This is a genomic window from Aureimonas sp. AU40 (assembly GCF_001463785.1).
GTDB lineage: Bacteria > Pseudomonadota > Alphaproteobacteria > Rhizobiales > Rhizobiaceae > Aureimonas.
In genome coordinates this window covers 23,043-49,119 of record NZ_BBWL01000026.1, presented here as the reverse complement: position 1 = coordinate 49,119, position 26,077 = coordinate 23,043, and the positions used below count along the sequence as shown (strand labels likewise).

Here is a 26,077-nt window from a genome sequence, read left to right as displayed (position 1 = left end):
AGCGGCTGCCGGAGCGGCCGGGGGCGCCGTCGTCGGCGCGGGCTCCAGTTCGCTGCGGCGCTGCGGCGTGGCCTGCGCGGCACCGCCGCCGCCGCTCTTGGCCTTCTCCAGATCCTGGAAGCGGAACTCGTTGTCTTCCTGCGACTTGCGAAGCTGCTCCTGCAACTGCAGCACGAGGAAGGACAGCTCCTCCACCTTGCCGGTCAGCCGGCGCATCTCGTCTTCCATCTGGCCGATGCGCACGCCCGCGTCCGACACCTGCGCCATGCGCACGGGGGCCGGCTGAGCGCTCGGCTGCTGCGCGCGCGCGGCCGGCGCGCCGAAGCCGAAGGGCAGGTCCAGCGCCGAGGCCGGCCCGGCGAGGACGGCCAGCGCCGCGCCTGCAACGAGAAAGCGGGAGAGAAGTGTGCCAGCCATGCCTTGTCCCTTGGCTTGCGCGAGAAGGCGGCCCGCAAACCCGGCGGAGGCGACTTCGGCGCCGTGTCGACGTCCTCCCCGTTTTACGAAACGCGAAGGCGTCCAAAATTTGTCCGCTTCTATCACGCAGCCTCGATCGCCAACGCAAAACGGCCCCGAAGGGCCGTTTCGACAGAGGCATTGTTGCCGAAATGCTTCAGGATCCGGCGCCCGAGAGCACGGTGACGGCGCGGCGGTTCTGCGACCAGCAGGAGATGTCGTCGCAGACGGCGACCGGGCGTTCCTTGCCGTAGGAGATCGTGCGCATCCGGTTGGACGGCACGCCCTGGCTGGCGAGGAAGTCGCGCGTGGCGGCGGCGCGGCGGGCGCCCAGCGCCAGATTGTACTCGCGCGTGCCGCGCTCGTCGGCATGGCCTTCGACCACGATCTGGTAGCGCGGATACTGGTTCAGCCACTGCGCCTGGCGGGTCAGCGTCTGCTGCGCGTCGGCGCGGATCGAGGTCGAGTCCGTGTCGAAGAAGATGCGGTCGCCGACATTGACGGTGAAGTCCTGGCTCGTGCCCGGCGCGGCCGAGCCGTTGCGGCCGTTGGCGCCGCCGGCACCGTAGCCGCCGGCACCACCCGCGCCGCCGAGGCCGAGGCCTGCGGCGTTGTCGGGAAGGGCGTTGTTCTTCTTGGCGCAGGCCGAAAGAGCCAGCGCTGCCACGAGCGCGAGGGCGATTCGACCATGGACCCCAGTAGCGATGCGGCGCATGGCCGTCTCCTTGGTATGTGGATGGTTCGGAAGATCGTTTACCATTTTCAGGGTTAACGACCGGTCAACAACGCGTTGAAAAATCAACCATAACTATTCGAGAGCCGGCGACCAGGCCGGGTCGGAGGCGAAGTTGGGCGTCGAAACGCGCTGCTCGTTCCGGCCTGTGAGATCGATCGAGAAGAGCTGCGGACCGCCGCCTTGGTCGCGGAAGAACATGATGACGCGACCGTTCGGCGCCCAGGTCGGCCCCTCGGCATGGAACGAGGAGGTGAGGATGCGCTCGCCCGAGCCGTCCGGCTTCATGACACCGATCTGGAACTGGCCGCCCGATTGCTTGGTGAAGGCGATCAGGTCGCCGCGCGGCGACCAGACGGGCGTCGAGTAGGAGGCGTTGCCGAAGGAGATGCGCTGCTGGCCCGAGCCGTCGGCGTTCATCGCGTAGATCTGCGGGCGCCCGCCCCGGTCGGATTCGAAGACGATCTTCGAGCCGTCCGGCGAGAAGGAGGGCGAGGTGTCGATTGCGCTGGTCGAGGTCAGCCGGGTCGTGGCGCGCGAGCGCAGGTCCATGGCGTAGATATTGGCGTTGCCCTCCTGCTGGAGGCTCATCACCACCTTCTGCCCGTCGGGCGAGAAGCGCGGCGCGAAGGTCATGCCGGGGAAGTTGCCGACGACCTCGCGCTGGCCGGTCTCGAGCTGCAGGAGATAGACCCGCGGCTCGCCCTTGCCGAAGCTCATATAGGTGATTTCCTGCCGGTTCGGCGAGAAACGCGGCGTCAGCACGAGGTCGCCGCCCTCGGTGAGATAGCGCACGTTCGCGCCGTCCTGGTCCATAATGGCGAGGCGCTTGCGGCGCTTGTCCTTGGTGCCGGTCTCGTCCACGAAGACGATGCGCGTGTCGAAATAGCCCTTCTCGCCCGTCAGCCGCTCGTAGATGGAATCGGCGATGATATGGGCGATGCGGCGCCAATTGTCGGGGCTGGCGTAGAACTGCTGCCCGTCGAGCTGCTGGCCGGCATAGGTGTCCCACAGGCGGAACTCGACGCGCAGCCGGCCGTCGGCCTCGGGCGTGACGCGGCCGGAAACCAGCGCCTGAGCGTTGATCACCGTCCAGTCCTGGAACCGGGGCGTGGCGTCGGGCGACAGGTCCTTCTGGATGAAGGCCGTCGGGTTGATCGGCGCGAAGAGGCCGGAGCGCTTGAGATCGGCCGCGACGACTTCCATCAGCTTGGCGCCCAAGCCATCGCGCGACTGGAAGGCCGGCAGCGCGATCGGCAGCGGCTGCACATTGCCCTGATTGACATTGATCTCGACCTTCGCATGGGCCGGCATAGCCGCGCCGAGGCAGGCGGCGGTGGCGGCGAGCGCGAGGCCAAGGGTCCGCAGGCTACGGCGCAATGGCGAAGAGGTCGTGCTGGAGCGAGTCATGGGGTGAAACCTTCCCGTTCGGTCACCGGGCCTGTGTCGCGCCATTCGGCGCACCCGTTGTCTCGGAAGCGATGGACGAGAGGACAGCCGGAGCCGTCCTGGGAGATTGGAGGGTTAGAACATCTGGCTCGGGTCGAAATTGACGGTAACTTCGGACCAGGTCTCGTATTTCTCGGCCGGCAGGTTGTAGGGCGCGCAGCGGCGAACCGCGCGCACCGCCGCCTCGGCCGCGGCGCGCTGGGCCGGAGACGAGCCGCCCCCCGATTCGATCTGCGGCATGCCCTGCACCGCGCCGGACGGATCGAGCTGCATCGAGATCTTCACCTGGAAGGAGGCCGCATCGGAATTGCCCGCCGGCGGATTCCAGCATTTGGAAATCTGACCTTTCAGCGCATCCATCTCGCTTTGCGACAAGGTTCCGCCCGTCTGCGTCTTGCCGCCGAGCGAAGCCTGCTGGGTCGATCGTTGGGCGCCACCGCCTGTCGTCTCCTGCGTGTTCTTCAGGGCCGCCAGAACCGCATCCTCAAGAGGGTCGTTCTTCGAGTTTTGCTTGCCCGGCTTCTTGGCTTCGTGGGTCTTTTCCTTGGACGCCTCGGTGGATTTGGTCTTGTCCGTCGCCTTGGCCTTCTCCGGGGGCTTTTCCTTGACCGGCTCGGGCTTGGGCTCAGGCTTCGTCTCGGCCACCTTCACAGGTTCGGGGGGCTTGGGCTTCACCTGCGGCGCGGGCACGTTCTTGGGCGGCGCAGGCGGCTTTTCGGCCTCGGCCTTGGCGATCTCTGCCGCCAGAGGATCGATCTCGGGCGTCGTGTCCTCCTCAGCCGAATCCTCTTCGGGCTCAGGCGGCTTGGTGTCAGGCGGAGGCGGCGTCGGCTCGGGCACGCGAGCGGGAACAGGCTTCGGCTCGGGCTTGGGTTCCGGCTTCGGCTCAGGCTTGGGCTCGGGGGGCTTGGCGGCCGGCGGAGGCGGCGGCGCGTCGTCCACTTTGGTCTTCTGCGACTCGCGCGGAGCGGCCTTCGGCGCCGGCGGCGCCGGAAGATCGACCTCGTTGTCGCCGACATGCTCGGCCGGCATCGGCAGCTTGGCGGCCGTCTTGGTCGGCTGGGGCGCGGGCTTGTCGGTCTGGGGTGCCTTCTCGTCGCCGATCATCGACTGGCTGACGTCGGCGACCAGCGTGACGGGCACGGCTTCGCCGCCCATCTCGAGCTTCTCGGGAGAGCTGAGCGACCAGAGCCCCCAGGTCAGGAGCACGGCGTGAAGCGCGGTGGAGGTTGTGAGCGACTTCATGGGCGCGTCAACTCTTCGCCCCGGTCTTGGGGGCGCTCTGGGAGGCGGCACCATGCGCGGCGGCCTTCTCCTGCGAGGTGACGAGGCCGATATTCTTGAAGCCGGCGGCCGAGATGCGGGCCATGACCTGCATCACCGTGCCGTAGCTCGCCTCGCCGTCGGCGCGCAGGAAGATGCGCTCCTCGTAGCCCGCTTCCGCGATGGCCTTGAGCTGCTCGACCACGTTGGCGGCCTCGACCGGCGTTTCCTGCAGGAAGATCTCGCCGCCACGCTGGACGGAAATGGTGATGGGCTGCTTGTCGGCGTTGAGCGCCTTGGCCTGCGTCTTGGGCAGTTCCAGCGGCACGCCGACCGTCATCAGGGGCGCGGACACCATGAAGATGATGAGCAGAACCAGCATGACGTCCACCATAGGCGTCATGTTGATCTCGCTCATCGGCTGCCGGCGCTTGCCGCGGCGGCGTCGCGATCCCCCGCCCGATGACGCGGCGCCCGTCGACATGCCCATGGTGTCAGTCCCCTCGTATGCTCTCGAACGATGCGGGCGCGATCAGCGACCGGCGCTCGCCTTCTCGTCGATCTGACGCGACAGGATGGAGGAAAATTCGTCGGCGAAGGCCTCGAGCCGCATGCCGAGCTTGCTCGCGTCCGCCGAAAGCTTGTTGTAGGCGATCACCGCCGGAATGGCCGCGACGAGGCCGATGGCGGTCGCCAGCAACGCCTCGGCGATGCCGGGGGCGACGACGGCCAGACTTGTCTGCTCGGAGGCGGCGATCGACTGGAAGGCCGTCATGATGCCGACCACCGTGCCGAACAGGCCGATGAAGGGCGCGGCCGAGCCGACGGTGGCGAGGAAGCCCAGGCGCGATTCCAGCTCGTCCATCTCGCGCGCCATGGTCACGTCCATGGCCTTCTCGATGCGGGTCTGCAGGCCGATCGGGGAACGGGCACCCTTCTCGAAGCTCTTCTTCCACTCGCGCATGGCGGCGACGAACAGCGCGCCCATGCCCGAGGTCTTGCGGTCGGACAGCGTGTGGTAGAGCTCCTCCAGCGACTGGCCGCTCCAGAAAGTGCTCTCGAACGTGTTGAGCTGGCGGCGGAAGCGGCCGTAACGAGCCCATTTGTCGAAGATGATCGCCCAGGTCCAGACCGACGCCACGAGCAGGCCCAGCATCACCAGCTTCACGACGAAGCCGGCCTGCCAGAAAAGTCCCATCAAAGACATGTCGCTGCCATGGGCGGCGAGCGCAGTCTGTGCGACGTCGTTCATCCTCAGTCCCTCGAATTCGTAAAGCCGGCGGCCCGTCCACGCTGCGGCGCCCCTTCGCGCCCGCCTGCTGGCCGGCCAGTCGGGCAGCCACCCGCACGCGCCGTCCCCCCGGATGTCCGGTACGGGTCCTTTCGCCGGGGAATCCGGTAAAAGAATGGCGCAGCAAGGACTTCGCCGCGAACCGTATGAAGCACCGTTAGGGTTAACAATTCGTTTTCCCTACAGCACGGCCCTGTCCCTAAGCTTTCGAACCGGCGATTTTATTCCGCACTGCGGCAGCGCGTCACGGCGCGTCGGCGGCACCGGCAGGCTGGAGGCGCTCGGCCACGGCCGGGGGCATGCGGCGCGGCTTGCCCTCGGGCGAGATCACCGCGACCTTCACCTTCGCCTCGATCAGAACCTGGCTGCCCTTGAGAATGCGCTGATCGAGAACCACGCGCGCCCCGCCGAGCAGCGCCGTGCGCGTTTCCACGGTGAGCACGTCGTCGATCCGGGCGGGCGCCAGGAACTCGATCTCCATGCGCCGGACGGCGAAGGCCATGGGCTCGCCGAAAGCCCCGTCCATCAACTCGCGATGGCCGATGCCATGCAGCCGGAGATAGTCGGTGCGGCCGCGCTCCAGGAAGTGAAGGTAGCGCGCGTGATAGACGACGCCGGAAAAATCCGTGTCCTCGAAATACACCCGCACGTCGAGACGGTGGCCGAACTCCGTGAGCCGGCCGGCAAGCTGATCGGTCATGCCGGGCGTCATAGCGACCTTGGCGGCGAGACGCCACCGGCCGCCGTCAGACGCCCTTCAAAAGGATCACGGTCGGCTGTTTCGGAAGCGTGCGGGCCGAGAGCGTCAACGTGTCCTCGCTCCGCCGCTCCACGACGAAGTCCGGGATCTGTTCGAGAAACCGCTCGATCGGCGTGCGGAAGCGGTGCATGGGCAGCACCACCGACGAGTGGAGCTTGGCCGCGATCTCGCCCATGCCGCTCTGGCTCATGGTCCAGGACCCGTCCACCGGCACCATCAGCACGTCGAGCCGGCCGATCGCGGCATAGTCGTCCGCCGCCAGCTTGTGGTGGAGATGGCCGAGATGACCGATACACAGACCGTCCATCTCGAAGATGAAGATGGAATTGCCGTCCGCCTCGAACGTGCCGAAGCGGTTGATGTCGGTCGGAACGTTGCGGATCAGCACATCGCCCACGGTCACGTTGTGATGGGCCGCGCCGCCCGCCGGGTTCCAGCCGCGCAGCACCGTCGCGATGCCCGGGTCGGGAAAGTCGGTGTAATGGGTGGAATGGGCCTTGTTCATGGTGACGACGTCGGGCAGCGGCCCCTCGCCCGAGAAGCCGGCATAGTCGGTGGCGATCCGCACCCCCTCGCCGCTTTCGATGAGATAGGTCGCGTGGCTGACATAGGTAATGCGCACCTCGCCCCGCGCACGCACTTCGTTCGCGGCGACGCGATAAGGCGCGGGCTTGTCGAGCGAGGCGGTGCGGACCCCGGCGCGCTCGGCCATGGCGAGGCAGGAGCTGGGCGCCTCCTCCGGCGCCTCAGCCATCGCGGCCGTGCCGAACAGGAGAAGGGGCATCGTCAGAAGAAGAAGCCGGCGCATCGCATCGCCTTTCGGACGGAAGCATTTGCTAAAGCGAACTTATCGTTCCCCGCCCCGGCGCCAAGTCATATTCCCGAGAGCGGGCGCCAGACGGCTCGCTGCCGCAAACTCCCGGCCGGCAAAGCCCGCGACAATCTTGTCCTCGCTCCCCAACAGCCTTTATAGAACCGTCATTCATCTCCAATCCGACGAGACAGGTGCCCCGATGGCCGGTCATTCCCAATTCAAGAACATCATGCACCGCAAGGGGCGGCAGGACGCCGTGCGCTCCAAGATGTTCTCCAAGCTGGCGCGCGAAATCACGGTGGCGGCCAAGAGCGGTACGCCGGACCCCGACATGAACCCGCGCCTGCGGCTGGCGATCAACAACGCCAAGGCGCAGTCCATGCCCAAGGACAACATCCAGCGCGCCATCAACAAGGGCGCGGGCGCCGACACCGAGAACTACGAAGAGGTCCGCTACGAGGGTTATGGCCCGGGCGGCGTCGCCGTCATCGTCGAGGCGCTGACCGACAACCGCAACCGCACCGCCTCCAACGTGCGCTCCTACTTCACCAAGGCGGGCGGCGCGCTCGGCGAAACCAATTCCGTCTCCTTCCTGTGGGACCGCGTCGGCGAGATCGTCTATCCCGCCAAGGCCGGCGACGCCGACAAGGTGATGGAAGCGGCGATCGAGGCTGGGGCCGACGACGTGCAGTCCGACGAGGACGGCCATCGCATCATCACCGCCTTCGCCGATCTCGGCGAGGTCTCCGCCGCTTTGGAAAAGACGCTGGGCGAGGCCGAAAGCGTCAAGATCATCTGGCGCCCGCAGACCGGCGCGCCGGTGGACGAGGACAAGGCGCAGAGCGTCCTGCGCCTGATCGCCAATTTGGAAGACGACGACGACGTGCAGAACGTCTACGCCAATTTCGAAGTGGACGAAGAGGTCATGGCCAAGCTTTCGGCCGCCTGACCCGTTTCGCTTTCAGACCAGAGGCCGCGCCGGCTCGCCCCGCGCGGCCTTTTTCGTGTCAGCTCTTCGGCAGTGACGTGGCTGCGGGAAGTGCCAGACGCGCCTCGGCGGCCGGCACGATCGTCTCCGACACCAGCCGGTGAAGATTGGCGACATAGCCTGAGCGGGCCGAGGGCTGGGTCTCGTCGGACGTGATGGCGACGGTCAGCTGCAGATCGGGAATGACGTAGATCATCTGCCCGCCATAGCCCCAGCCGTAGCGCCCCTCGTGCCCGGCGAACCGGTCGATGAACCAGCCATAACCGTATCGCCCGTCATGGAAGCGGGACGTGGTGCGCGGCGTCCAGCTTTCCGCGATCCAGCGCTCCGACAGGACGCGCGTGCCGTCGGCGGCGAGCCCGCCGCGACGGTAAAGTTCGCCGAAGGCGAGGAGCGAGTGCGGCGTCATCGCCATCTGGTTGCCGCCGAGATAGATGCCCTGCGGGTCGCGCTCCCAATCCGTCACGCGCACACCCGCCGGCCCCAGCCAATCGCGCGCCAGCTGCAGGGTGGAGCGGCCGGTCGTCTTGGTGAGGATCGCCGAAAGGAGATGAGTCGAACCGGTGGAATAAAGCATCGGCCCGCCGGAATCGCTCACGAAAGGCCGGCGCAGCGCGTCGCGCACCCAGTTGCGAGAGGAGATCCAGGCGCCATAGTTGCCGCCCGAGGTGCGCTCCAGCCCCGCCTGCATCGAAAGAAGATGGCCGACCGTGACCCGAGCCAGGCGCGGGTCGGGATCGGCGGGGAAGTCGCTCGCCAGAAAGTCCGAGATCGGCTGGTCCACGCCCTTGATCGAGCCCTTGTCGATCGCGATGCCGACCAGTGTCGCGACGACGGATTTCGAAGCCGACTTGATGTTCGTCGCCCGATCGGTCCGGTTGCCGCGAAACCCCGCATCCACCAGCGTTTCGCCGCCTTGCGCGATCAGCAGCGTTTCCAGCGCGGCGAAGCCGGCGGCGCGCTCCCACGCAGCGTCGAAGCTGGGGGCGGCCGGCGTCGCGGCCCCCTCCCCGCGCGCATCGGGGGGAACGGCGGCCGGCTCAGCGGGGCCGGCGGCGTCCTGCGCTCCCGCCGGCGAAATCATGAGCGCGCCGACAGACAGCGTGCCCGCCATCAGCGAGGTGGTGATTGTGTGTCGTGTCATGCCGGAGAGATGGAAGCCCGCGCGCACCGGCAAAAGGCGTGTCACCGCAACTTGATGGGCGGCAACGAACAGCATGTTCCGCTGTGTTTTCGATCCGTTCACTCTTTGTCTTTAATCGAAGAATCCGTTAAGCAAGGGGAGGCGCGTTTTCATGCTCCAGGAGCGGACCATTCGGATCATCGGCATCGACCCGGGCCTGCGGCGCATGGGCTGGGGCATTGTGGAGACGGTGGGCAACTCGCTGCGCTTCGTGGCGAGCGGCACGGTTCTGTCCGATGCCAAGCTCGACCTCGCCTCGCGCCTGCGCCAATTGTACGACGGGTTGAGCGCCGTGGTGCATCACCACCAGCCGGACGAGGCGGCGGTGGAGCAGACCTTCGTCAACAAGGACGCAGTGGCGACGCTGAAGCTCGGACAGGCGCGCGGCGTCGCGCTTCTGGTTCCCGCGCTGGCCGGCCTGCCTGTGGCGGAATACGCGCCCAATGCGGTGAAGAAGGCGGTGATCGGCGTCGGCCATGGTGAGAAGGCGCAGATCCATATGATGGTGAAGGTGCTCATGCCGCGCGCGGTCTTCGACGGCGACGACGCCGCCGACGCGCTCGCCATCGCCATCTGCCACACGCATCACCGCCAGTCCGCCCAGGCCCGCGCCGTTCTGGCGGGGCTTTGATGTTCTTGACCTGTTCCTGCCTTTCGATTAGGTAATACCTCTAGGTATTACCTTGGAGCCCCACGATGCGAGTGACCGAAAAGGGTCAGGTGACGATCCCCAAGCCTATTCGCGACAAGCTGGGGATTGGGCCGGGCAGCGAAGTGACCTTTGTCGACCGGGGCGATGTGGTGGAACTCGTGCGCGAGAGTTCGGCGCAGGACCCCGAGAAGCAGTGGGACGAGTTCCGGCGAGGCGTCGAGGCCGCGCGGGGGACGCTGGACACCAAGGGCATGGACGGAAAGGACTTCATCGACTGGCTGAGAGGTCCACGTGACGATCTCGACCCTCGTTGATTCCAACGTCTTCATCGACATTCTCGGCACGGGCCCGCTGCAGGATGCCGCCCTCGACCTCCTGAGGGAGGCGATGGCGAGCGGGCCGATCATTCTCAGTTCGATCGTCTGGGCCGAACTGGCCTTCACGCCCCTGCCCGAAGAGCAGTTGTTTCGCGCCATCGCCTGGATGCGACCGAAGCGTGAGACCCTGCCCTTCGAAGCCGCCTATCCCGCCGGCCAGGCGCATCGCCTTTATCGCGAGCGCGGCGGGCGGCGGGACCGCACGCTGCCCGACTTTCTCATCGGCGCCCATGCGCTGGCCGCCCGGCACCGGCTGCTGACGCGCGACGCCAGCCGCTACCGCGCCTATTTCCCCGACCTCACCATCATCTGCCCGGAGACCCATCCTTGATCGGCAAGCTAAAAGGCACGGTGGACGAGACCGACGAGGAAAGCGCCACGATCGACGTGCATGGCGTCGGCTATGTCGCCTTCTGCGGCGCGCGCACGCTGGCGCATCTGCCGGGGCGCGGCGAGGCGGCGGAGCTCTTCATCGAGACCTATGTGCGCGAGGACATGATCCGCCTCTACGGCTTCTCGACCAAGGCCGAGCGCGAATGGTTCCGCCTTCTCCAGAGCGTGCAGGGGGTCGGGGCGAAGGTGGCGCTCGCCGTGGTCGGCACCTTGACGCCGGGAGACCTCGCCAACGCCGTGGCACTGCAGGACCGCGCCACCGTCGCCCGCGCGCCGGGCGTCGGGCCCAAGGTCGCCGCGCGCATCGTCGCCGAACTGAAGGACAAGGTGCCGGCCTTCTCGGGCGCGCCGGGCGACGAGACGCTGGGCCTCAAGCGCGAGATCGGCGAAGGCGTGGCGCCCGCGCCCGTCGCCGACGCCGTGTCGGCGCTGGTCAATCTCGGCTATTCCCGAGAGCAGGCGGCGACCGCCGTCGCCACCGCCCTCCGCGAGGCGGGCGAAGGTGCTGCCTCCACGGCGCTGATCCGGCTGGGCCTCAAGGCTCTCAGCCGGTAGAGCTTGGTCCGGGAAAGCGTGCCCGCCCTTCCGCCCGACGATGCGGCCGACCAAAAAACCTGAAGCCTTTGCGGTGAAGTCGCCTTCATCGCGAAGGCCCACACGACAAACCCGCCCTGCCCGGCCGGGCCTTGAGCGGAACGGACCCGACCCATGAGCGACAACCGCCTCATCACCCCCGAAAAACGCGGCGAGGACGTCGACGCGACGCTGCGCCCGCAGCGGCTTGACGACTTCGTCGGCCAGGCGGCGGCGCGCGCCAATCTGAAGATCTTCATCGAGGCGGCCAAGACGCGCGGCGAGGCGCTGGACCATGTGCTCTTCGTCGGGCCGCCGGGCCTCGGCAAGACGACGCTGGCGCAGATCATGGCCAAGGAACTCGGCGTCAACTTCCGCTCCACCTCCGGCCCCGTCATCGCCAAGGCGGGTGATCTGGCGGCGCTGCTCACCAATCTGGAAGAGCGCGACGTCCTATTCATCGACGAGATCCATCGCCTCAGCCCGGCGGTGGAGGAAATCCTCTATCCCGCCATGGAGGATTTTCAACTCGACCTCATCATCGGCGAGGGTCCGGCGGCGCGCTCGGTGAAGATCGACCTGTCGAAATTCACCCTCGTTGCGGCGACGACGCGGCTCGGCCTGCTCACCACGCCGCTGCGCGACCGCTTCGGTATTCCGGTTCGGCTGAATTTCTACACGGTGGACGAGCTCGAGCACATCGTGAAGCGCGGCGCGCGGCTGATGAGCCTGCCGATGAGCGACGACGGGGCACGGGAGATCGCCCGGCGCGCGCGCGGCACGCCGCGCATCGCCGGCCGCCTCCTGCGCCGCGTGCGGGACTTCGCCACCATAGCGGGGGCCGAGGTGGTGGACCGACGCACCGCCGACGAGGCGCTGATCCGCCTCGACGTCGACTCGCTCGGGCTCGACCAGCTCGACCGGCGCTATCTCGACCTGATCGCCCTCAATTTCGGCGGCGGCCCGGTGGGCATCGAGACGATCGCCGCCGCCTTGTCGGAGCCGCGCGACGCGATCGAGGACATCGTGGAGCCCTATCTCCTGCAACAGGGCTTCATCCAGCGCACGCCGCGCGGCCGACTCCTGACCCAGCACGCCTTCCGCCATCTCGGCCTCGCCGTGCCGGCGACCTATCAAGGCGTCCAGTCCAGTCTGTTCGAGGGCGAAGACGAGGCCTGACGCGTCTCACCCCTCCGCCTCGCCCGTGCTCGGGTCGTCGTCCGACTCGTCCTTCTCGCGCTCCACCAAGGCGGAGGCCACCTCGCGATCCTCGTCATCGTCGAGCTGCTGAACCGAGAGCGAGCGCAGGTTCACGTGATGATGGCGCACGAGATGCGGCAGCCCCGGCAGCGACGTGGCGAAGCCGACGGCGGCGAGCAGCAGGCCCAGAAGGTGGTGGCGACGTTTGAATGGCATGATCCCCCAGCCACGAAACGCGTCGGCGCAGCGCCGCGCCCCGAGTGCGATGCAGCAGACAGGGCCTTCACGGCATCATTGGGGCGCCACCGGAAACGTCGCTACCAGAAGCGCCGCTACCAGAAGCTCGGCGTGACCTCCTCCAGCCGAGGCCCGATGCGAACGGCCGAGACCTTTTCGGCCAGACCCGTGCGGTCGGAAATCTCCACCGCCAGCCCGCAGATCGTCGCCGGACCGCCCGCCGCCTCGAAGCGCCCGCGCGGGATGCGGGTGAGGAAGCGGTTCAGCGGCTCTTCCTTTTCCATGCCGAGCGAGGAGTCGTAGTCGCCGCACATGCCAGCATCCGACTGATAGGCCGTGCCGTTGGCGAGGATCTGGTGGTCGCCCGTCGGCACATGGGTGTGCGTGCCGACCACGACCGAGACACGCCCGTCGAGATAGTGGCCCATGGCCTGCTTCTCGCTCGTCGCCTCGGCATGCATGTCGATGATGATGGCATCGGCCTGCTCGCCCATCGGGCAGGCCGCGACGATGTCGCCCGCCGCGCGGAACGGATCGTCGAGTTCGGGATGCATGAAGGCGCGGCCCATGAGATTGGCGACCAGAACCCGAGCACCGTTGCGCGCCTCGTAGAAGCCCGAGCCCTTGCCCGGCGTGCCCGGCGGATAGTTGGCGGGACGCAGGAACCGGTCGTGCCGGGCGGCGAAGACCAGCGCCTCGCGCTGGTCGAACACGTGGTTGCCGGTGGTCATCACGTCGGCGCCGGCCTGGATCGTCTCCTCGAAGATCTCCTCCGTCACCCCGAAGCCGCCGGCCGCGTTCTCGCCGTTGACCACGACGAAGTCGAGCCGCCAGTCGGCGATCAGGCCCGGCAGGCGCTCGTAGACTGCGGTGCGTCCGCTGCGGCCCACCATGTCGCCCAGAAACAGAAATCTCATGCGTTCGAAGCCTTTTCGGCGGCGAGGCGCTTGGCCTCTTGGAGACGGTCGAGCGCGCGCACGACGGCGGGTCGCTCGCCGATCCGGTCCACCCAGGCCGAGAGCGCGGGAAAGCGGTCACTGGCACTCAGATCGCGAAGGCCCGAGCGGGCCCAGGTCCAGTTCATCATGTCGGCGATGGAATAGTCGCCGGCCAGGAACTCGACCTCGCGCAGACGCGCGTCCAGCACGCCGAGCAGCCGGTCGCTTTCGCGCTCGAAGCGCCGGATGGCGAAGTCGCTGCGCTCTTCCGCGTTCTTGAAATAATGGATCTGGCCGATCATCGGCCCGGTGCCGCCGACCTGGAAGAAGGTCCATGCGAAGGCCTCCGAGCGCGCCGGGCCGGAGGGGGCGAGGAAACGGCCGGTCTTCTCGGCGAGATGAACCAGGATCGCGCCAGATTCGAAGACGCGATGCCCCTCGCCGCCGTCCCGATCCACGATCGCGGGAATGCGCCCGTTCGGGTTGATCGCAAGAAAGCCTGATTCCTTTTGTTGTCCGGTCGAGATATCGACAAGGCGCAGGTCGTAGTCGAGCCCGCATTCCTCCAGCATGATCGCCGGCTTTTCGCCGTTCGGCGTCGTCCAGGTGTAAAGCTCGATCACGCTCGGCTCTCCGGTTTCGTCTGGCTTTGGCCTCTAACGCAGGTCGGGCCAAAGGGGGAACGGGAATTTTTGGAAAAAACATCGCGCCCGTGCGCCGCCCGGCGCGGACGGCGCACCGCAAGCGCCCCGAGCGGGCAGGAAAGACGAGACTTGAAGACTTCCTCCCTTCGCGCCCTCATGCTTTGTCTTAGCCTCGGCCTTGGCGCCTGCACCACCGTCAAGCCGGTGGATACCAGCCGTACCGCGCCGCTCGCCATCGGCAGGGATGAGGGGCTGAAGCTGGTCAACGAGTTTCGCGCCCGCAACGGTCTGAAGCCGCTGCGCATCAATGAAAAGCTGATGCAGGCGGCGCAATGGCAGACCGCCGCCATGGCCGAGCGCAACAAGATGGACCATCAGGTGGCGGGCGCCCTGCCCGGGCGCGTGGCGCGCTTCGGCTACGACTGGTCGACGGTCGCGGAAAATATCGCGCGCAACTATTCCGACTATGGCGCGGCCATGGTGGGCTGGATCAACTCCCCCGGCCATCGCAAGAACCTGCTCAATCCCAATGTCACCGAAATGGGCTTTGCCGGCGGTCGCTTGAGCGAGGGCGGGCCGACCTACTGGACGCAGATCTTCGGCGCGCCCAAGCCCGTGGCGCCCGTCGCCGTCAGCCAGAAGCCGATGCGCTGGGGTCCAGAACTCCGCTTTCCCTGACGATCCGATCGAGAAAGCGGTCGCCCTGCGCCATCGGCACCTCCGGCACTTCCTGCGCGTCGAAGGCGAGGCCCAACGTCTCGACGCGCCCGTGCAGCGCATCGAGCCGGGCGATGGCGCGATCGTAGAAGCCCTTGCCATAGCCGATGCGCCCGCCCCGCTGGTCGAAGGCCAGCAGCGGCACGAGAAGGAGCGTGGGGTCGAGCTCGGGCGCGTCCTCCCCCGGCCCATGCGTGCCGAACCCCTGGGGCACGAGTTCGGCCCCGCGCCGCAATTCGCGAAACGCGAGATCGCCCCCCACGATGCAGGGCAGCGCCAGGCGCGCACCGCGATCCTGCAGCCGCGCCATGAGCGGGCGTGGGTCGACCTCGGTGCCGATCGGCAGGAAGGCGCCCACCACCGTACCCGGCTCGAAGCGGAGCGAGGTCTCGACATGATCCGCGATCGCGAGCGAAGCCTCGATGCGCGCGACCGCCGGCAGCGCGGCGCGCCGCGCCATCATCTCGCGCCGCAGCGCCTGCTTGCGATCCGCCATGAGGTCCACCGGGTTCGTCCTCCGCCGTAGTTCTCAACACGCTCTTAGCAGCTTCGGCGGACGGGCAAAACGACGGGCATTCTTCTCTCGGCAATCCACCGCAACCCATTGATACAATTTGAAATCCAGTGGAGGGCGTGTGGCGATCTCCGCGCAAGCGAGCGGCGTGACACCGGAAGGGTTCCTCGGAACTCCAACGGAGATCGCATGACATCCATCTCATCCCTATCCTCGACATCCCAGGCCGCGACCTCGCTGGTGAAGAGCGTTTCGGCCCTCGACACCAACGGCGACGGCGTCGTCAGCGCGGCGGAACTGGCAGCGGCGCAAAGCACGGGCAGCGACGAAGACGCGGCTGACAGCAGCACGGAGGCCTCGGCCACCGCCAAGCTGACCAGCCTCCTGACCAATCTATCGCTTGATGGCGCTGAAAGCGCCCCTGGCGCGGCGCAGGGCCATGGCGCGGGCGGACCGCCTCCGGCCGGTGGGCCTCCTCCGGGTGCTCCGCCTCCCGGCGGCAAGCCGCCCGCCGGTGGTGCGCCGGGCCAGGGCGACGGCGCGCAGACGCAAGGCGGCACGAGTTCGTCGGACACGGCGAACACGCTGCTGGCGTCGATTCTGGAGCAATATCAGGCCAACTGAACTCTTCGCCGGCAAGGCGAGGCTCGTGAGGCTCGGGGCGGCGCAGAGCCGCTCCGGTCTTCGCCCCCGAGGGCGGACCATCGATGAGGGGAGGATAGTGGCGAGCCACCTCGGCCGATGAGAAGGTTGATCCCGGGAACCTACAAAGTAGGTGGGCGCCGTGTGCCACAGTCCACGGACCGCAGCAGGGACAGCTCCCTAAGGGATGAGTAAGGCCCCGGGGAATAAGTTATCCCTGTCGAACCGCGCAGCCCGCCGAGACCGAATATAGGCCCTCGCGAGCTTGAGCGCCAGAGGTCGGCGCGCAAGCATTTCGGCCCTCAAGCATTTGCAGCCCTCAGCGATAAACCAATTTGCTTATCGGCGTCCGTCGCCGCTCCCAGCCGGCGCGCTCCAGTTCGGGGCTGGCGGCCGACGCTTCGGGATAGCCCAGGCAGAAATAGCCGATGAAGTGCCAGCCGGCCGGAACGTCCAGAATGCCTGTTACCTCGGCGGGGTCGAGGATCGACACCCAGCCAAGGCCCAGCCCCTCCGCTCGGGCCGCGAGCCAGAGCGTATGGGCGGCGAGCACCGCGCTGTAGGCCGCCGTTTCCGGCATGGAGCGCCGGCCGAGCCCATGCCCTTGCGCGGGGTCGGGATCGGCGAAGAGCGCGAACTGAACCGGCGCCGCCTCCATTCCCTCCAGCTTCAGCCGGGCATAGAGCGCCGCGCGCTCTCCCGCCTGCTTCTCAGTCGCGAGTGCGTTCTGCCGGACGAAACCGGCGCGGATCGCGGCGCGGCGCGCGGGATCGCTCACCAGAACGAAGCGCCAGGGTTCGCTGAGGCCGACGGAAGGGGCGAGCGACGCGGTTTCCAGGAGACGTTCCAGCGTCCCCTCCGGCAGCGCGTCGCGACGAAAGTGCCTGACGTCGCGCCGCCATTCGAAAAGGGTCCGCAGTTCGGCGCGAAAGGCGGCGTTGAACTGCGGTGTCAGCGGCCGGTCTCCAGCCGCTCCGCGATCCGCTCCACGATGTCGCTGACGCCCAGCAGATGCTCGATCAGGCGTTGGTCGCCCACTGTCGCGGCCAGATCGCCCGCCGAGCCGGCGCGGGCGAGTTCCGCCTCCAGTTCGGCGACGCGCCGGCGCTGTTCGGAGAGTTCGTCGCTCACCATGATGGCGGCCATGACGGTGATGCGCAGATCGCCGATCTCGCCGAACGAGCCGCGCAACTCGTTGATCCGCCCGTCGAGATCGGCGGCGAGGCCGGTCAGGTGCTCTTCCTCGCCGTCGGCGCAGGCCATCCGGTAGGTCTTGCCATCGATGGAAACGACGATCTGGGGCATGGCGGTCTTTCAGAGGTTCGGCGGCGTCGGGGCGGAGGGCGAGGCGCTAGCCCCGGCGCTGCGCCAGGACGTCGCGGATCGTCTCCATGGCGTTCACGAGGCGACGCGACACTTCGCGATTGGCCGCGTCGAGGCGCGAAGCGCGCGTCAGCGCCGCGTCCAGTTCGGTGGCGAGGCGGGAGCGGTCGGCCGTCATGCGCTGCACCTCCTCCTCGGCGGAAACGACGATGTGGTCACGCGAGACGCGCCTCTCCACCGCACGCTCCAAACGCTCGAGAGCCGCTTGAAGGCGATTCGTCGCGTCGGTCAGCGGGCCCGCGTCCGGCATGAAAACCCCTTTTCCCTCACCCTTCGAGACATCGGCGGCCCGGCCGAACGCCAGAGCTCGGAAGGCCACCCACCCGCTTTAACGGGAACGCAAGGGCGTGAAAAGCTTTTCCACGCCGGAGCTTCGCGCCGCGATGATTGACAGGCGCGAAGAACCTATGATGAGTGCGCGCGACAGGCGCCGAGTGTCACTCGCAAGGCGCATCCGGGAGGACGTTCGACCCATGCCTTTCGCCCAGAGGCCCGCTTCCCCCTCGCGCCCGGCCCCGCGCCGCCTGCGTGCGACGCGCGCCTTGGGAGCGAAGGGCGCCGCCTTCTCCTGATCCCTCTTCGCCCGGCGCCCTGCCGGCGCCATGCCATCGCAGCCCGCCGCCGCTCCCCTGGCGCCGGCGAATTCGGTCGAGGCCCGGCGGCCTCGCCCTCCAGGAAAGGAAGACCATGGCAGTACGTGTCGCCATCAACGGATTCGGCCGCATCGGCCGCAACGTGCTTCGCGCCATCGTGGAATCGGGCCGCACCGACATCGAGGTCGTCGCGATCAACGATCTCGGCCCGGTGGAGACCAACGCCCACCTGATCCGCTACGATTCGGTCCATGGCCGCTTCCCCGGAACGGTGAAGGTCGACGGCAACACGATCGACGTCGGCCGCGGGCCGATGCGCGTCACCGCCGAGCGCGACCCCAAGAACCTGCCCTGGGGCGAGATGGGCATCGACATCGCCTTCGAATGCACGGGCATCTTCACCGATCCCGGCAAGGCCTCGGCCCATCTGGAAGCCGGCGCCAAGAAGGTGCTGATCTCCGGCCCGCTGACCAACGCGGCCGACGAGAAGACCGTCGTCTACGGCGTCAACCACGACACGCTGACGGCCGCCGACAAGATCGTCTCCAACGCCTCGTGCACGACCAACTGCCTGGCGCCGGTCGCCAAGGTGCTGCATGAGACGATCGGCATCGAAACCGGCTTCATGACGACGATCCACTCCTACACGGGCGACCAGCCGACGCTCGACACGATGCATAAGGATCTCTACCGGGCGCGCGCCGCCGCCCTGTCGATGATCCCGACCTCGACCGGCGCCGCCAAGGCGCTCGGCCTCGTGCTTCCCGAGCTCAAGGGCAAGCTCGACGGCTCGTCGATCCGCGTGCCGACGCCCAACGTCTCGGTGGTGGACTTCAAGTTCGTCGCCAAGCGCGCCACCTCCATCCAGGAAGTGCAGGAGGCGATCCGCGTCGCCGCCGACGGCCCGCTGAAGGGCATTCTCGGCTACACGCTCGACCCGAACGTGTCGCACGACTTCAACCACGACCCGCATTCCTCGGTCTTCGCGATGGACCAGACCAAGGTCATGGACGGCACCTTCGTGCGCATCCTGTCCTGGTACGACAACGAGTGGGGCTTCTCCAACCGCATGTCGGACACCGCCATCGCCATGCACAAGGCGGGCTGAACCCGATGAGCTTCCAGCCCCTCTCCGCGCGCGACGTCCGCTGGGCGCCCGTTTCCGGGCCGGGGCTGGAGCACCTGCATCTGACGGCGACGCCGGACGGCGTCGTCGCCCGCTCCGTCGTGATCGGCGAGCGGGGCGGACGCGCCTATGGCGTTTCCTACGAAATCCGGCTCGACACGCTCTGGCATGTCGAGCGGTTCGAGATCGTCGCCGCGCATGGCGACCACCTGACGCTCATACAGGATCGGCCCGGTCGCTGGGTAAGCACGGATGGCACAGAGCGCGCCGATCTTCACGGCTGCCTCGACATCGATCTCGCCGGCACGCCCTTCACCAACACGCTGCCGATCCGCCGCCTCGGCGAGGCCCTTGCCGTGCCGGCCGAGCTGCGCATGGTCTATGTGCCGTTCGACACGTTCGAGCCCGTGGTGGACGCGCAGCGCTACACCCGGCTGGCGCCGCGCCTCTTCCGCTACGAGGCGGTGGACCGGACCTTTGCGGCCGACCTGCCGGTGGACGAGGACGGCCTCGTCACAGACTATCCCACCCTGTTCAAACGCCTTTGAGGCGCCGGGCGCCTTTCGCGGCGCCCCTTCCGACGGAGCCATGAGATGACGCTGTTCAAGACGCTCGACCAAGCCGACCTCCAGGGTAAGCGCGTTCTCGTGCGGGTGGACCTCAACGTTCCCATGAAGGACGGGCGGGTGAGCGACGCGACGCGCATCGAGCGCATCCTGCCGACGATCCGCGAGATCTCCGACAAGGGCGGGCGCGTCCTTCTCCTGGCCCATTTCGGCCGCCCCAAGGGCAAGGTCGATCCCGAGCAGTCGCTCGGCCCCATCGCCCCCGTCCTTTCGGAAAAGCTCGGCCGCCCCGTGGGCTTTGCCGAGGATTGCGTCGGCCCGGTGGCGGACGGCATCGTCGCCAACATGAAGGACGGCGACGTCCTGCTTCTGGAAAACACCCGCTTCCATGCCGGTGAAGAGAAGAACGACGAGGCTTTCGTTGCCGAACTGGCGAGCCTTGGCGACGTATACGTCAACGACGCCTTCTCGGCCGCGCACCGCGCCCATGCCTCGACCGAAGGGCTCGCCCATCACCTGCCGTCCTATTGCGGGCGGACGATGCAGGCCGAGCTGGAGGCGCTGGAAAAGGGCCTCGGCAACCCGGAAAAGCCGGTGATCGCGATCGTCGGCGGCGCCAAGGTCTCGACCAAGATCGACCTCCTGCAGAACCTCGTCGCCAAGGTGGACTGCCTCGTGATCGGCGGCGGCATGGCCAACACGTTCCTCGCCGCGCAGGGGATCGATGTCGGCAAGTCGCTCTGCGAGCACGATCTCGCCGACACGGCCCGGCAGATCCTCGAAAAGGCCAAGACGGCGAACTGCACCATCCTTTTGCCGACCGACGCCGTGGTGGCGCGCGAGTTCAAGGCCAATGCGGCGAACGAGACGGTCGCCGTCGCCTCCGTTCCGGCCGACGCGATGATCCTCGATGTCGGCCCGGCCAGCGTCGAAGAGATCAAACGCTGGATCGAGAAGTCCAAGACGCTGGTCTGGAACGGCCCGCTCGGCGCCTTCGAGATCGAGCCCTTCGACCGCGCCACCATGGCGGCCGCGCGCTTTGCGGCCGACCAGACCGAGGCCGGCAAGCTCGTCTCGGTGGCGGGCGGCGGCGACACGGTGGCCGCGCTGAACCAGGCCGGCGTCGCCGAGCGCTTCACCTATGTCTCGACCGCCGGCGGCGCCTTCCTGGAATGGATGGAAGGCAAGGCCCTGCCCGGCGTCGAGGCCTTGAAGGCCTGACGATCACGACCGAAGGAGGGTTTCATCCGTGACGGACACGCTGCTCTCCTGGCTGCTCCTGCCGGTCTACATCTGGCAGGGCATCGGCATCCGCCGCCGCATCGAGCGGATGCCCCCCGCCGCCGGCCCGCAACACGGGCTGGTCGGCCCCGGCGACGATGCACCAAGCATTCGGCTTCTGGTGATCGGTGATTCCTCGGCGGCCGGCGTCGGCGTCGAGCGGGTGGAGGAAAGCCTCGCCCCGCGCTTGGCCGAGCGCCTCTACGCGCTGACGGGCCGCGTCGTCGCTTGGCGCGCGGCGGGCTCCAACTCCGCCGTCTCGGCCGAGGTGCGCGACTATGTCGTGCCGCTTCTGCCCTATGACAGCTTCACCCATATCGTCCTGTCGATCGGCACCAACGACATCAAGAACTTCCATTCCGGCCGGCGCTTCAAGCGCGCCTTCGGAACGCTTCTCTACGCCCTGCGTGCCCGCTGGCCGGAAGCGCGCATCGTCTGGTCGCAGCCGGTGGACATGCTGCGGGTGCCCGCCCTGCCGCGCGGGTTGGCGCTGGTTCTGGAACTGCGCGGCCGCATCCTGCGCCGCATCGGCACGCGCCTTTGTCTGGAGCGCGGCGCGGTGCCCGCCACGACCCTGCCGCGCGTCGAACCGCTCGGCTTCTCGCGCGACGGGTTCCACGCCTCCGCCGAGGGCCATGCTTATGTCGCGGGGCATCTGGCGACCTATTGCCTGGGCGAGCGGGCCGAGGCCTGAGAGGCTGTCCGAGCCGTCCCGTCGCGCCCATCACAGGAAGCGGGTCTTTCGCAACATAGGTTAAGAAAACTTCATCGAGTGCGATGGATTGCGGCAAGATTTGCGCCGCATCCCTCCCTTAGGAGAGCTGCTAGCGCAGCCCCTCGCGGTTTCAAGACTCGCAAGTCGCGAATTGTCGAAGCTCCGGCGATCAAAAGCCGCGCCGCACGCTTCAGCCCCGATCCCCAGACGGATCGCCCGCGACCTTGGATGCATCGCCATGTCGGCCCTGTCCCAGTCTTTTTCCGCCTATTCCAAGGCTCTCGCCCTTCTGCGCCCGGAGCGCGGCCGGGCGTTGGGCATCGTCCTCGCCGGCATCGCCGTCGCGGGCATTCAGGTCGCCGAGCCGGTTCTGTTCGGCCATGCGATCAACGCGCTTCTCTCCGGCGGTGGCGCGCTGTCGCTCGTGCTCCTCTGGGGCGCGGCGAGTTTCGTGTCCTTCCTGTCGGCCATGGTGATCTCGCTGCTCGCCGACCGGCTCATGCATCGCCGCCGCCTCGCGGCCATGGCGACCTTTCTGGAGCATGTCCTGGCGCTGCCGGCCTCGTTCCATTCGCGCTCACAGTCCGGCCGCCTGATGCGGGTGATGATTTCGGGCGTCGACACACTGTTCGGCTTCTGGCTGCCGCTGTTTCGCGAGCAGATCGGCAATGTCGTCGCGCTGACTGTTCTCCTGCCCGTGGCCTTCTGGATGAACTGGCGCCTCGCCGCGCTGCTCGGGCTGCTGATCGTGGTCTACACGCTGGTCAATCTCGCCGTGGTGCGCCGCACCTCGGGCGGCCAGAGCGAGGTCGAGGACCACTTCACGCAGGTCTCCGGCACGGTGGGCGAGCTCTTCGGCAACGTACCGATGCTCCAGAGCTTCCTGGCGGTGCCCAAGGAGATCCACTCCGTCCGCTCCTCGCTCGACCGCATCCTGTCGGCGCAATATCCCGTGCTCAACTGGTGGGCTGTCATGGCGGTGCTGACGCGCGGCGCCTCCTCGATCTCGATCGTCGCCATCTTCGCCTATGGCGCCTGGCTCGCCTCGCGCGGTCTCTCCACCGTGGGCGAGATCGTCTCCTTCGTCGGCTTCGCGACGCTTTTGATCGGCCGGCTCGATCAGCTCACCGGCTTCCTCATGGGCCTCTTCACCCGCGCACCCATGCTGGTGCAGTTCTTCGCCGTCCTGCGCGAGCGCACCGACGTCATCGAGTTCACCGACGCGCAGCCGCTCAAGATCACCGAAGGCCGCGTGCGCTTCGAGAATGTCCAGTTTCGCTACCCCGAAGGCTCGGGTGCGGTGCGCGGGCTCGATTTCGAGGCCGCGCCCGGCGAGACGGTGGCGATCGTCGGCCCGACGGGCTCGGGCAAGTCCACCGCGCTGGCGCTTCTTCAGCGCGCCTACGATCCGGAAAAAGGCCGCATCACGATCGACGGGCAGGATATCCGCCATGTCACGCTGAATTCGCTGCGCGGCTCGATCGGCGTCGTGTTCCAGGAGGCGGGCCTGTTCAGCCGCACGATCCGCGAGAACATCGCGATCGGCCGGCCAGAGGCCTCGATGGGCGAGATCGAGGAGGCGGCCAAGCTCGCCGGCGCCTTCGACTTCATCCAGCGCAAGGAGGATGGCTTCTCCGCCATGGTGGGCGAGCGCGGCGCCGGCCTGTCGGGCGGCGAGCGCCAGCGCCTCGCCATCGCCCGCGCGCTTCTGAAGGACGCGCCGATCCTGATCCTCGACGAGGCGACCTCGGCGCTCGACACCGCGACGGAAACGCGCCTCCAATCGGCGCTGGAGCGGTTACGCGCCGGGCGCACGACCTTCGTCATCGCCCATCGCCTGTCGACCATTCGCTCGGCCGACCGGATCATCGTGCTCGACAATGGCGCGATCGTCGAGACCGGAACCTTCGACGAGCTGGTGGCGCAGGGCGGCGTCTTCGCGGGCCTCGCGCGCGATGCCGGCGTCTCCTCGCTCCGCCGCCCCCTGCCCGAAACGCTGACGCAGGATAACGCGCCGGCGGGCGACGGCGAGGGTTTCATGGAAGCGGCGGAGTAGACGCCCGAGGCGAGGAAGGCGTCAGTCTCCCTCGTCCTCGTAGCCGACGAGATGGAGCGGGCGGGCGCGCACGCCGCGCAGCGAGCACCAGCGCACCAGCGCCTCCTCGCGCCCATGCGTGACCCAGACCTCCTGCGGCGCGATCTCGGCGATGGTCTCGATCAGCTCGTCCCAGTCGCAATGGTCCGACAGGATGAGGGGCAGCTCGACGCCGCGCTGGCGCGCCCGGCCGCGCACCCGCATCCAGCCCGACGCGAAGCAAGCCACCGGGTCGGGAAAGCGCCGCGCCCATTTGTCGGCGAAGGCCGAGGGCGGCCCGACAACGATGGCGCCGGCGAACTCGGCCTTGGCCGCGCCCTCGTCGCTCTTGGCGCGCGCGATCGTAGCGGGCCTCAGCTCGCCGAGGTCGATCCCCTCGCTCTCGTAGAAGTCGCAGAGCTTCTTCAGCGCGCCGTGGATGTAGATCGGCTCGCGGTATCCTTCCTCGCGCAGCATGCGGATGACCCGCTGCGCCTTGCCCAGCGCATAGGCGCCGACGAGATGGGCGCGCTCGGGAAACTGGCGCGTGGAGGCGATGAGCTTGCGCACCTCGCCGCGCGAGTCGGGGTGGCGGAAGACCGGCAGGGCGAAGGTCGCCTCGGTGATGAAGACATCGCAGGGCACCGGCTCGAAGGGCTCGGCGGTCGGGTCTTCCCGCCGCTTGTAGTCGCCGGACGCGACGATGCGCATGCCCTCCCATTCCACCAGGATCTGCGCCGAGCCTAGGACATGGCCGGCGGGGTGGAAGGATACGGCGACGCCGTTCACGCGGAGCACCTCGCCCCAGGGCGCCTCCTGCCGCGCCCCGGCGAAATCCTCGCCGTAGCGCAGCGCCATGATGGCGAGCGTCCGGCGCGTCGCCAGCACATGCTCGTGCCCCGAGCGAGCATGGTCGGCATGCCCATGGGTGATGAGCGCGCGCGCCACGGGGCGCACGGGGTCGATATAGAAGTCGCCGGGCGAGCAGTAGAGCCCGTTCGGCGTCGGGCGAAGCAGGTCTTCGAAACGGGCCATGGGCGAAGAGATAGGCGCTCGGGCTCCCAGCGGTAGCGCCGGGATGTCGGCCGCCGCGAGTTGGCGCGGGGGTGCCCGGCCGCTGCGCCCCCGCCGCTCCGTTTCGGATGGCCCCACTCGATACGCCCTGCATCGAACGGAGGCGTCGGCAGGCCCGAAAATCCGCTTGCGCGGGGAGAGGCCGCGCCCGATAAGCGGGCGCTCCTGCCGGGAACATGCCCCTTGCCCCACGACACCCACCGCTCCGGCAACCCGCTGGCCGACCGGCGCGCCGACTATGCCGAATCCTATGCCGGCGCGCGCGACTATGTCGCCGCCGCCGACCTGATGCGCCAGGCCGTGGAGCTCGCGCCCGGCTGGACGCTCGGCCGGATGCGCCTCGGCGCCTTTCTGGAGGAAACGGGCGAGCGGGAGGAAGCCTTGCGGCTCTACCGCGCGGCGCTGGCCGAGGATGCGGCCGATCCCTACGGCGCCGGGCTGAAGCTCGCGGCCCTCGGCGCCGCGCCCGTGCCGGAGGCCCCGCCCCCGGCCTTCGTCGCCGGCTTGTTCGACCAATATGCCGAAGGGTTCGAGACCGCGCTGGTGCAGCGCCTCGGCTACCGCGTGCCCGACCTCCTGTTCGAGGCCTTGATGGCGCAAAGCCCCTCGCTCCGCTTCGGTCGCGCGCTGGATCTCGGCTGCGGCACGGGGCTGATGGGTGAGCGGCTGCGCCCCGTCACTGAGACGCTGCACGGCGTCGACCTGTCGCCGGGCATGCTGGACAAGGCGCGCCGCAAGCGGATCTACGACCATCTGGCGGAAGGCGACGTAGCGCTTGCCGAGGCGCCGGACCGCCTCCTCTACGACCTCCTGACCGCCGCCGACGTTCTCACCTATCTCGGCGATCTCGCGCCCGTCTTCGCCCGCGCGGCCAAGCTTCTGGCGCCCGGCGGTCTTTTCGCCTTTTCGGTGGAGGCGGACGACGGCACGGAGGGCGGCTACGCCCTGCGCCCATCCCTGCGCTACGCCCACGCCCCCGCTTGGCTGGCGGCAGGCCTCGCTGAGGCCGGCTTCACGCTCCTGTCGGAGCGGCGCGAGGAGCTGCGGCGCGACCGGGGCGAGCCGGTGCGCGGCGCCTTGCTCGTCGCGATGAAGCGCTAAGAGACCGTTTGACAACTCGGCGGCGGAGGGCCGTCGAGTGGTTTTTCGACGCTCGCGAGGCGCCAAACGCAGTCGATGCGAGGGCGCATCGGCAAGGATTGGCAACGGTCCATGCGGGCGGGCGAGACAAGTGTCTCACCCTGGGGCGGCGTCGGAAAAGCGCCGGCGGACCGACCCGACCGAGTTGTCAAACAGTCTCTAAAGCGCATGGCCGCCATGCGCGGGCGGGCTTTGTGCGCGAGCGCGCCAGCCGTTAGAACCTCTAACAAAACCTCATGGGGTCGGCTGGTCGGATCTTTTCGTCGGGGACTTTGTCGCGAATGCTCGCCGATGCCGCCGG

The 26,077-nt window shown here is 68.0% G+C and carries 30 protein-coding genes, 1 other RNA gene and 1 pseudogene; 14 read left to right on the top strand and 18 right to left on the bottom strand.

Translation table 11 applies throughout. The annotated features are described in order from the left end of the window. From AUL32_RS08445 to AUL32_RS08410, 8 genes and pseudogenes are all read right to left on the bottom strand, one after another. Nucleotides 1-417: pseudogene (locus tag AUL32_RS08445) on the bottom strand (tol-pal system protein YbgF); the annotation flags it as partial. A 196-nt stretch (nucleotides 418-613) separates the two neighbouring features. Beyond that, a complete protein-coding gene (gene pal, locus AUL32_RS08440) occupies nucleotides 614-1,171 on the bottom strand; it encodes a peptidoglycan-associated lipoprotein Pal (protein WP_061976719.1) in 558 nt (185 codons plus the stop codon). Between the two features lie 93 nt (nucleotides 1,172-1,264). Then, on the bottom strand, nucleotides 1,265-2,503 hold the full coding sequence (tolB, locus tag AUL32_RS08435) for a Tol-Pal system beta propeller repeat protein TolB (RefSeq protein ID WP_244497741.1): 1,239 nt from the start codon (nucleotides 2,501-2,503) through the stop codon (nucleotides 1,265-1,267). A gap of 210 nt (nucleotides 2,504-2,713) precedes the next feature. After that, nucleotides 2,714-3,883 (bottom strand): hypothetical protein, encoded by a 1,170-nt coding sequence (locus AUL32_RS08430; RefSeq protein ID WP_062113659.1) that lies wholly within the window; start codon nucleotides 3,881-3,883, stop codon nucleotides 2,714-2,716. A gap of 7 nt (nucleotides 3,884-3,890) precedes the next feature. Next, on the bottom strand, nucleotides 3,891-4,391 hold the full coding sequence (gene tolR, locus AUL32_RS08425) for a protein TolR (protein WP_062113656.1): 501 nt from the start codon (nucleotides 4,389-4,391) through the stop codon (nucleotides 3,891-3,893). Between the two features lie 42 nt (nucleotides 4,392-4,433). Further along, nucleotides 4,434-5,153 carry a protein TolQ gene (gene tolQ, locus AUL32_RS08420; RefSeq protein ID WP_061976722.1) on the bottom strand — a complete coding sequence of 240 codons (720 nt, stop codon included), beginning with the start codon at nucleotides 5,151-5,153 and terminating at the stop codon, nucleotides 4,434-4,436. Between the two features lie 283 nt (nucleotides 5,154-5,436). Next, entirely contained in the window at nucleotides 5,437-5,892 is a 456-nt protein-coding gene (ybgC, locus tag AUL32_RS08415) for a tol-pal system-associated acyl-CoA thioesterase (protein ID WP_244497734.1), read from the bottom strand. 46 nt (nucleotides 5,893-5,938) lie between these two features. Then, nucleotides 5,939-6,760 carry an MBL fold metallo-hydrolase gene (locus AUL32_RS08410; protein WP_062113652.1) on the bottom strand — a complete coding sequence of 274 codons (822 nt, stop codon included), beginning with the start codon at nucleotides 6,758-6,760 and terminating at the stop codon, nucleotides 5,939-5,941. Between the two features lie 205 nt (nucleotides 6,761-6,965). On the opposite strand from AUL32_RS08410, the gene AUL32_RS08405 reads away from it, so the two are divergent. After that, nucleotides 6,966-7,715 (top strand): YebC/PmpR family DNA-binding transcriptional regulator, encoded by a 750-nt coding sequence (locus AUL32_RS08405; protein ID WP_061976725.1) that lies wholly within the window; start codon nucleotides 6,966-6,968, stop codon nucleotides 7,713-7,715. A gap of 58 nt (nucleotides 7,716-7,773) precedes the next feature. Here the strand turns inward: AUL32_RS08405 and AUL32_RS08400 are convergent, their stop codons facing one another. Further along, nucleotides 7,774-8,973 carry a serine hydrolase domain-containing protein gene (locus AUL32_RS08400; RefSeq protein WP_244497732.1) on the bottom strand — a complete coding sequence of 400 codons (1,200 nt, stop codon included), beginning with the start codon at nucleotides 8,971-8,973 and terminating at the stop codon, nucleotides 7,774-7,776. Between the two features lie 76 nt (nucleotides 8,974-9,049). Between AUL32_RS08400 and ruvC the strand changes: the two genes are divergently transcribed. From ruvC to ruvB, 5 genes are all read left to right on the top strand, one after another. Next, on the top strand, nucleotides 9,050-9,568 hold the full coding sequence (gene ruvC, locus AUL32_RS08395; RefSeq protein ID WP_062113650.1) for a crossover junction endodeoxyribonuclease RuvC: 519 nt from the start codon (nucleotides 9,050-9,052) through the stop codon (nucleotides 9,566-9,568). A gap of 65 nt (nucleotides 9,569-9,633) precedes the next feature. Further along, nucleotides 9,634-9,903, top strand: coding sequence for an AbrB/MazE/SpoVT family DNA-binding domain-containing protein (locus AUL32_RS08390; RefSeq protein ID WP_062113648.1), 270 nt, complete (start codon nucleotides 9,634-9,636; stop codon nucleotides 9,901-9,903). Further along, nucleotides 9,881-10,297: a type II toxin-antitoxin system VapC family toxin gene (locus tag AUL32_RS08385; protein WP_062113646.1), complete on the top strand. Its 417-nt coding sequence runs from the start codon at nucleotides 9,881-9,883 to the stop codon at nucleotides 10,295-10,297. Before AUL32_RS08390 ends, AUL32_RS08385 begins: the two co-directional genes overlap by 23 nt. Next, nucleotides 10,294-10,914, top strand: coding sequence for a Holliday junction branch migration protein RuvA (gene ruvA / locus AUL32_RS08380; RefSeq protein WP_062113644.1), 621 nt, complete (start codon nucleotides 10,294-10,296; stop codon nucleotides 10,912-10,914). Before AUL32_RS08385 ends, ruvA begins: the two co-directional genes overlap by 4 nt. Before the next feature lie 153 nt (nucleotides 10,915-11,067). Next, on the top strand, nucleotides 11,068-12,111 hold the full coding sequence (gene ruvB / locus AUL32_RS08375) for a Holliday junction branch migration DNA helicase RuvB (protein WP_062113642.1): 1,044 nt from the start codon (nucleotides 11,068-11,070) through the stop codon (nucleotides 12,109-12,111). Nucleotides 12,112-12,117: 6 nt separating this feature from the next. Here the strand turns inward: ruvB and AUL32_RS08370 are convergent, their stop codons facing one another. From AUL32_RS08370 to AUL32_RS08360, 3 genes are all read right to left on the bottom strand, one after another. After that, a complete protein-coding gene (locus AUL32_RS08370) occupies nucleotides 12,118-12,348 on the bottom strand; it encodes a hypothetical protein (protein ID WP_061976731.1) in 231 nt (76 codons plus the stop codon). Nucleotides 12,349-12,464: 116 nt separating this feature from the next. Further along, nucleotides 12,465-13,286: a TIGR00282 family metallophosphoesterase gene (locus tag AUL32_RS08365; RefSeq protein ID WP_061976732.1), complete on the bottom strand. Its 822-nt coding sequence runs from the start codon at nucleotides 13,284-13,286 to the stop codon at nucleotides 12,465-12,467. Beyond that, complete coding sequence (locus tag AUL32_RS08360) at nucleotides 13,283-13,930, bottom strand: glutathione S-transferase N-terminal domain-containing protein (RefSeq protein ID WP_062113640.1); 648 nt, start codon at nucleotides 13,928-13,930, stop codon at nucleotides 13,283-13,285. Before AUL32_RS08360 ends, AUL32_RS08365 begins: the two co-directional genes overlap by 4 nt. Nucleotides 13,931-14,080: 150 nt before the next feature. On the opposite strand from AUL32_RS08360, the gene AUL32_RS08355 reads away from it, so the two are divergent. After that, entirely contained in the window at nucleotides 14,081-14,629 is a 549-nt protein-coding gene (locus AUL32_RS08355; protein WP_062113635.1) for a CAP domain-containing protein, read from the top strand. On the opposite strand, the gene AUL32_RS08350 is transcribed toward AUL32_RS08355, so the two are convergent. Next, nucleotides 14,583-15,164, bottom strand: a complete 582-nt coding sequence (locus AUL32_RS08350) for a 5-formyltetrahydrofolate cyclo-ligase (protein WP_062113674.1) — start codon at nucleotides 15,162-15,164, stop codon at nucleotides 14,583-14,585. The two genes, AUL32_RS08355 and AUL32_RS08350, sit on opposite strands and share 47 nt — an antisense overlap. A 207-nt stretch (nucleotides 15,165-15,371) precedes the next feature. On the opposite strand from AUL32_RS08350, the gene AUL32_RS25090 reads away from it, so the two are divergent. Beyond that, nucleotides 15,372-15,806 (top strand): hypothetical protein, encoded by a 435-nt coding sequence (locus AUL32_RS25090; RefSeq protein ID WP_062113633.1) that lies wholly within the window; start codon nucleotides 15,372-15,374, stop codon nucleotides 15,804-15,806. Nucleotides 15,807-15,904: 98 nt separating this feature from the next. Here the strand turns inward: AUL32_RS25090 and ssrS are convergent. From ssrS to AUL32_RS08325, 4 genes are all read right to left on the bottom strand, one after another. Next, nucleotides 15,905-16,063, bottom strand: a non-coding RNA gene (gene ssrS, locus AUL32_RS08340) — 6S RNA. An 80-nt stretch (nucleotides 16,064-16,143) separates the two neighbouring features. Further along, nucleotides 16,144-16,779 (bottom strand): 5,6-dimethylbenzimidazole synthase, encoded by a 636-nt coding sequence (gene bluB, locus AUL32_RS08335; RefSeq protein ID WP_062113630.1) that lies wholly within the window; start codon nucleotides 16,777-16,779, stop codon nucleotides 16,144-16,146. Further along, the gene (locus tag AUL32_RS08330) at nucleotides 16,776-17,129 is read right to left on the bottom strand and encodes a cell division protein ZapA (protein WP_061976737.1); all 354 of its coding nucleotides are present in this window, start codon (nucleotides 17,127-17,129) and stop codon (nucleotides 16,776-16,778) included. The genes bluB and AUL32_RS08330 overlap by 4 nt, the downstream gene beginning before the upstream one ends. A gap of 46 nt (nucleotides 17,130-17,175) precedes the next feature. Then, nucleotides 17,176-17,457, bottom strand: coding sequence for a DUF4164 domain-containing protein (locus tag AUL32_RS08325; protein ID WP_061976738.1), 282 nt, complete (start codon nucleotides 17,455-17,457; stop codon nucleotides 17,176-17,178). A 437-nt stretch (nucleotides 17,458-17,894) separates the two neighbouring features. Here AUL32_RS08325 and gap point away from each other — a divergent pair, with 437 nt between their 5' ends. From gap to AUL32_RS08300, 5 genes are all read left to right on the top strand, one after another. After that, on the top strand, nucleotides 17,895-18,908 hold the full coding sequence (gap, locus tag AUL32_RS08320; protein ID WP_061976739.1) for a type I glyceraldehyde-3-phosphate dehydrogenase: 1,014 nt from the start codon (nucleotides 17,895-17,897) through the stop codon (nucleotides 18,906-18,908). Between the two features lie 5 nt (nucleotides 18,909-18,913). Further along, nucleotides 18,914-19,474, top strand: a complete 561-nt coding sequence (locus AUL32_RS08315) for a putative glycolipid-binding domain-containing protein (RefSeq protein WP_062113628.1) — start codon at nucleotides 18,914-18,916, stop codon at nucleotides 19,472-19,474. A gap of 45 nt (nucleotides 19,475-19,519) precedes the next feature. Further along, nucleotides 19,520-20,713 carry a phosphoglycerate kinase gene (locus AUL32_RS08310; RefSeq protein ID WP_062113626.1) on the top strand — a complete coding sequence of 398 codons (1,194 nt, stop codon included), beginning with the start codon at nucleotides 19,520-19,522 and terminating at the stop codon, nucleotides 20,711-20,713. Between the two features lie 28 nt (nucleotides 20,714-20,741). Then, entirely contained in the window at nucleotides 20,742-21,467 is a 726-nt protein-coding gene (locus AUL32_RS08305) for an SGNH/GDSL hydrolase family protein (protein ID WP_061976742.1), read from the top strand. A gap of 259 nt (nucleotides 21,468-21,726) precedes the next feature. Continuing rightward, nucleotides 21,727-23,544, top strand: coding sequence for a glucan ABC transporter ATP-binding protein/ permease (locus tag AUL32_RS08300; protein ID WP_062113624.1), 1,818 nt, complete (start codon nucleotides 21,727-21,729; stop codon nucleotides 23,542-23,544). Nucleotides 23,545-23,565: 21 nt separating this feature from the next. Here AUL32_RS08300 and AUL32_RS08295 read toward each other — a convergent pair whose 3' ends face one another. Next, on the bottom strand, nucleotides 23,566-24,597 hold the full coding sequence (locus tag AUL32_RS08295; RefSeq protein ID WP_062113621.1) for a ligase-associated DNA damage response exonuclease: 1,032 nt from the start codon (nucleotides 24,595-24,597) through the stop codon (nucleotides 23,566-23,568). Nucleotides 24,598-24,819: 222 nt separating this feature from the next. On the opposite strand from AUL32_RS08295, the gene AUL32_RS08290 reads away from it, so the two are divergent. Further along, on the top strand, nucleotides 24,820-25,737 hold the full coding sequence (locus AUL32_RS08290; RefSeq protein WP_244497730.1) for a class I SAM-dependent DNA methyltransferase: 918 nt from the start codon (nucleotides 24,820-24,822) through the stop codon (nucleotides 25,735-25,737). Nucleotides 25,738-26,077 lie beyond the last annotated feature (340 nt).

What these genes read in the sequence shown, in the direction of transcription:
- AUL32_RS08365 (WP_061976732.1), bottom strand. Translation starts at nt 13,286, where the DNA reads ATGAGATTTCTGTTTCTGGGCGACATGGTGGGCCGCAGCGGACGCACC.
- AUL32_RS08315 (WP_062113628.1), top strand. Translation starts at nt 18,914, where the DNA reads ATGAGCTTCCAGCCCCTCTCCGCGCGCGACGTCCGCTGGGCGCCCGTT.
- AUL32_RS08300 (WP_062113624.1), top strand. Translation starts at nt 21,727, where the DNA reads ATGTCGGCCCTGTCCCAGTCTTTTTCCGCCTATTCCAAGGCTCTCGCC.
- tolR (WP_062113656.1), bottom strand. Translation starts at nt 4,391, where the DNA reads ATGGGCATGTCGACGGGCGCCGCGTCATCGGGCGGGGGATCGCGACGC.
- AUL32_RS08370 (WP_061976731.1), bottom strand. Translation starts at nt 12,348, where the DNA reads ATGCCATTCAAACGTCGCCACCACCTTCTGGGCCTGCTGCTCGCCGCC.
- AUL32_RS08390 (WP_062113648.1), top strand. Translation starts at nt 9,634, where the DNA reads ATGCGAGTGACCGAAAAGGGTCAGGTGACGATCCCCAAGCCTATTCGC.
- AUL32_RS25090 (WP_062113633.1), top strand. Translation starts at nt 15,372, where the DNA reads ATGACATCCATCTCATCCCTATCCTCGACATCCCAGGCCGCGACCTCG.
- AUL32_RS08410 (WP_062113652.1), bottom strand. Translation starts at nt 6,760, where the DNA reads ATGCGCCGGCTTCTTCTTCTGACGATGCCCCTTCTCCTGTTCGGCACG.
- AUL32_RS08430 (WP_062113659.1), bottom strand. Translation starts at nt 3,883, where the DNA reads ATGAAGTCGCTCACAACCTCCACCGCGCTTCACGCCGTGCTCCTGACC.
- AUL32_RS08310 (WP_062113626.1), top strand. Translation starts at nt 19,520, where the DNA reads ATGACGCTGTTCAAGACGCTCGACCAAGCCGACCTCCAGGGTAAGCGC.
- AUL32_RS08405 (WP_061976725.1), top strand. Translation starts at nt 6,966, where the DNA reads ATGGCCGGTCATTCCCAATTCAAGAACATCATGCACCGCAAGGGGCGG.
- AUL32_RS08400 (WP_244497732.1), bottom strand. Translation starts at nt 8,973, where the DNA reads ATGCTGTTCGTTGCCGCCCATCAAGTTGCGGTGACACGCCTTTTGCCG.
- ruvC (WP_062113650.1), top strand. Translation starts at nt 9,050, where the DNA reads ATGCTCCAGGAGCGGACCATTCGGATCATCGGCATCGACCCGGGCCTG.
- AUL32_RS08325 (WP_061976738.1), bottom strand. Translation starts at nt 17,457, where the DNA reads ATGCCGGACGCGGGCCCGCTGACCGACGCGACGAATCGCCTTCAAGCG.
- AUL32_RS08295 (WP_062113621.1), bottom strand. Translation starts at nt 24,597, where the DNA reads ATGGCCCGTTTCGAAGACCTGCTTCGCCCGACGCCGAACGGGCTCTAC.
- tolQ (WP_061976722.1), bottom strand. Translation starts at nt 5,153, where the DNA reads ATGAACGACGTCGCACAGACTGCGCTCGCCGCCCATGGCAGCGACATG.
- ruvB (WP_062113642.1), top strand. Translation starts at nt 11,068, where the DNA reads ATGAGCGACAACCGCCTCATCACCCCCGAAAAACGCGGCGAGGACGTC.
- tolB (WP_244497741.1), bottom strand. Translation starts at nt 2,503, where the DNA reads ATGCCGGCCCATGCGAAGGTCGAGATCAATGTCAATCAGGGCAATGTG.
- pal (WP_061976719.1), bottom strand. Translation starts at nt 1,171, where the DNA reads ATGCGCCGCATCGCTACTGGGGTCCATGGTCGAATCGCCCTCGCGCTC.
- AUL32_RS08350 (WP_062113674.1), bottom strand. Translation starts at nt 15,164, where the DNA reads ATGGCGGATCGCAAGCAGGCGCTGCGGCGCGAGATGATGGCGCGGCGC.
- AUL32_RS08330 (WP_061976737.1), bottom strand. Translation starts at nt 17,129, where the DNA reads ATGCCCCAGATCGTCGTTTCCATCGATGGCAAGACCTACCGGATGGCC.
- gap (WP_061976739.1), top strand. Translation starts at nt 17,895, where the DNA reads ATGGCAGTACGTGTCGCCATCAACGGATTCGGCCGCATCGGCCGCAAC.
- ybgC (WP_244497734.1), bottom strand. Translation starts at nt 5,892, where the DNA reads ATGACCGATCAGCTTGCCGGCCGGCTCACGGAGTTCGGCCACCGTCTC.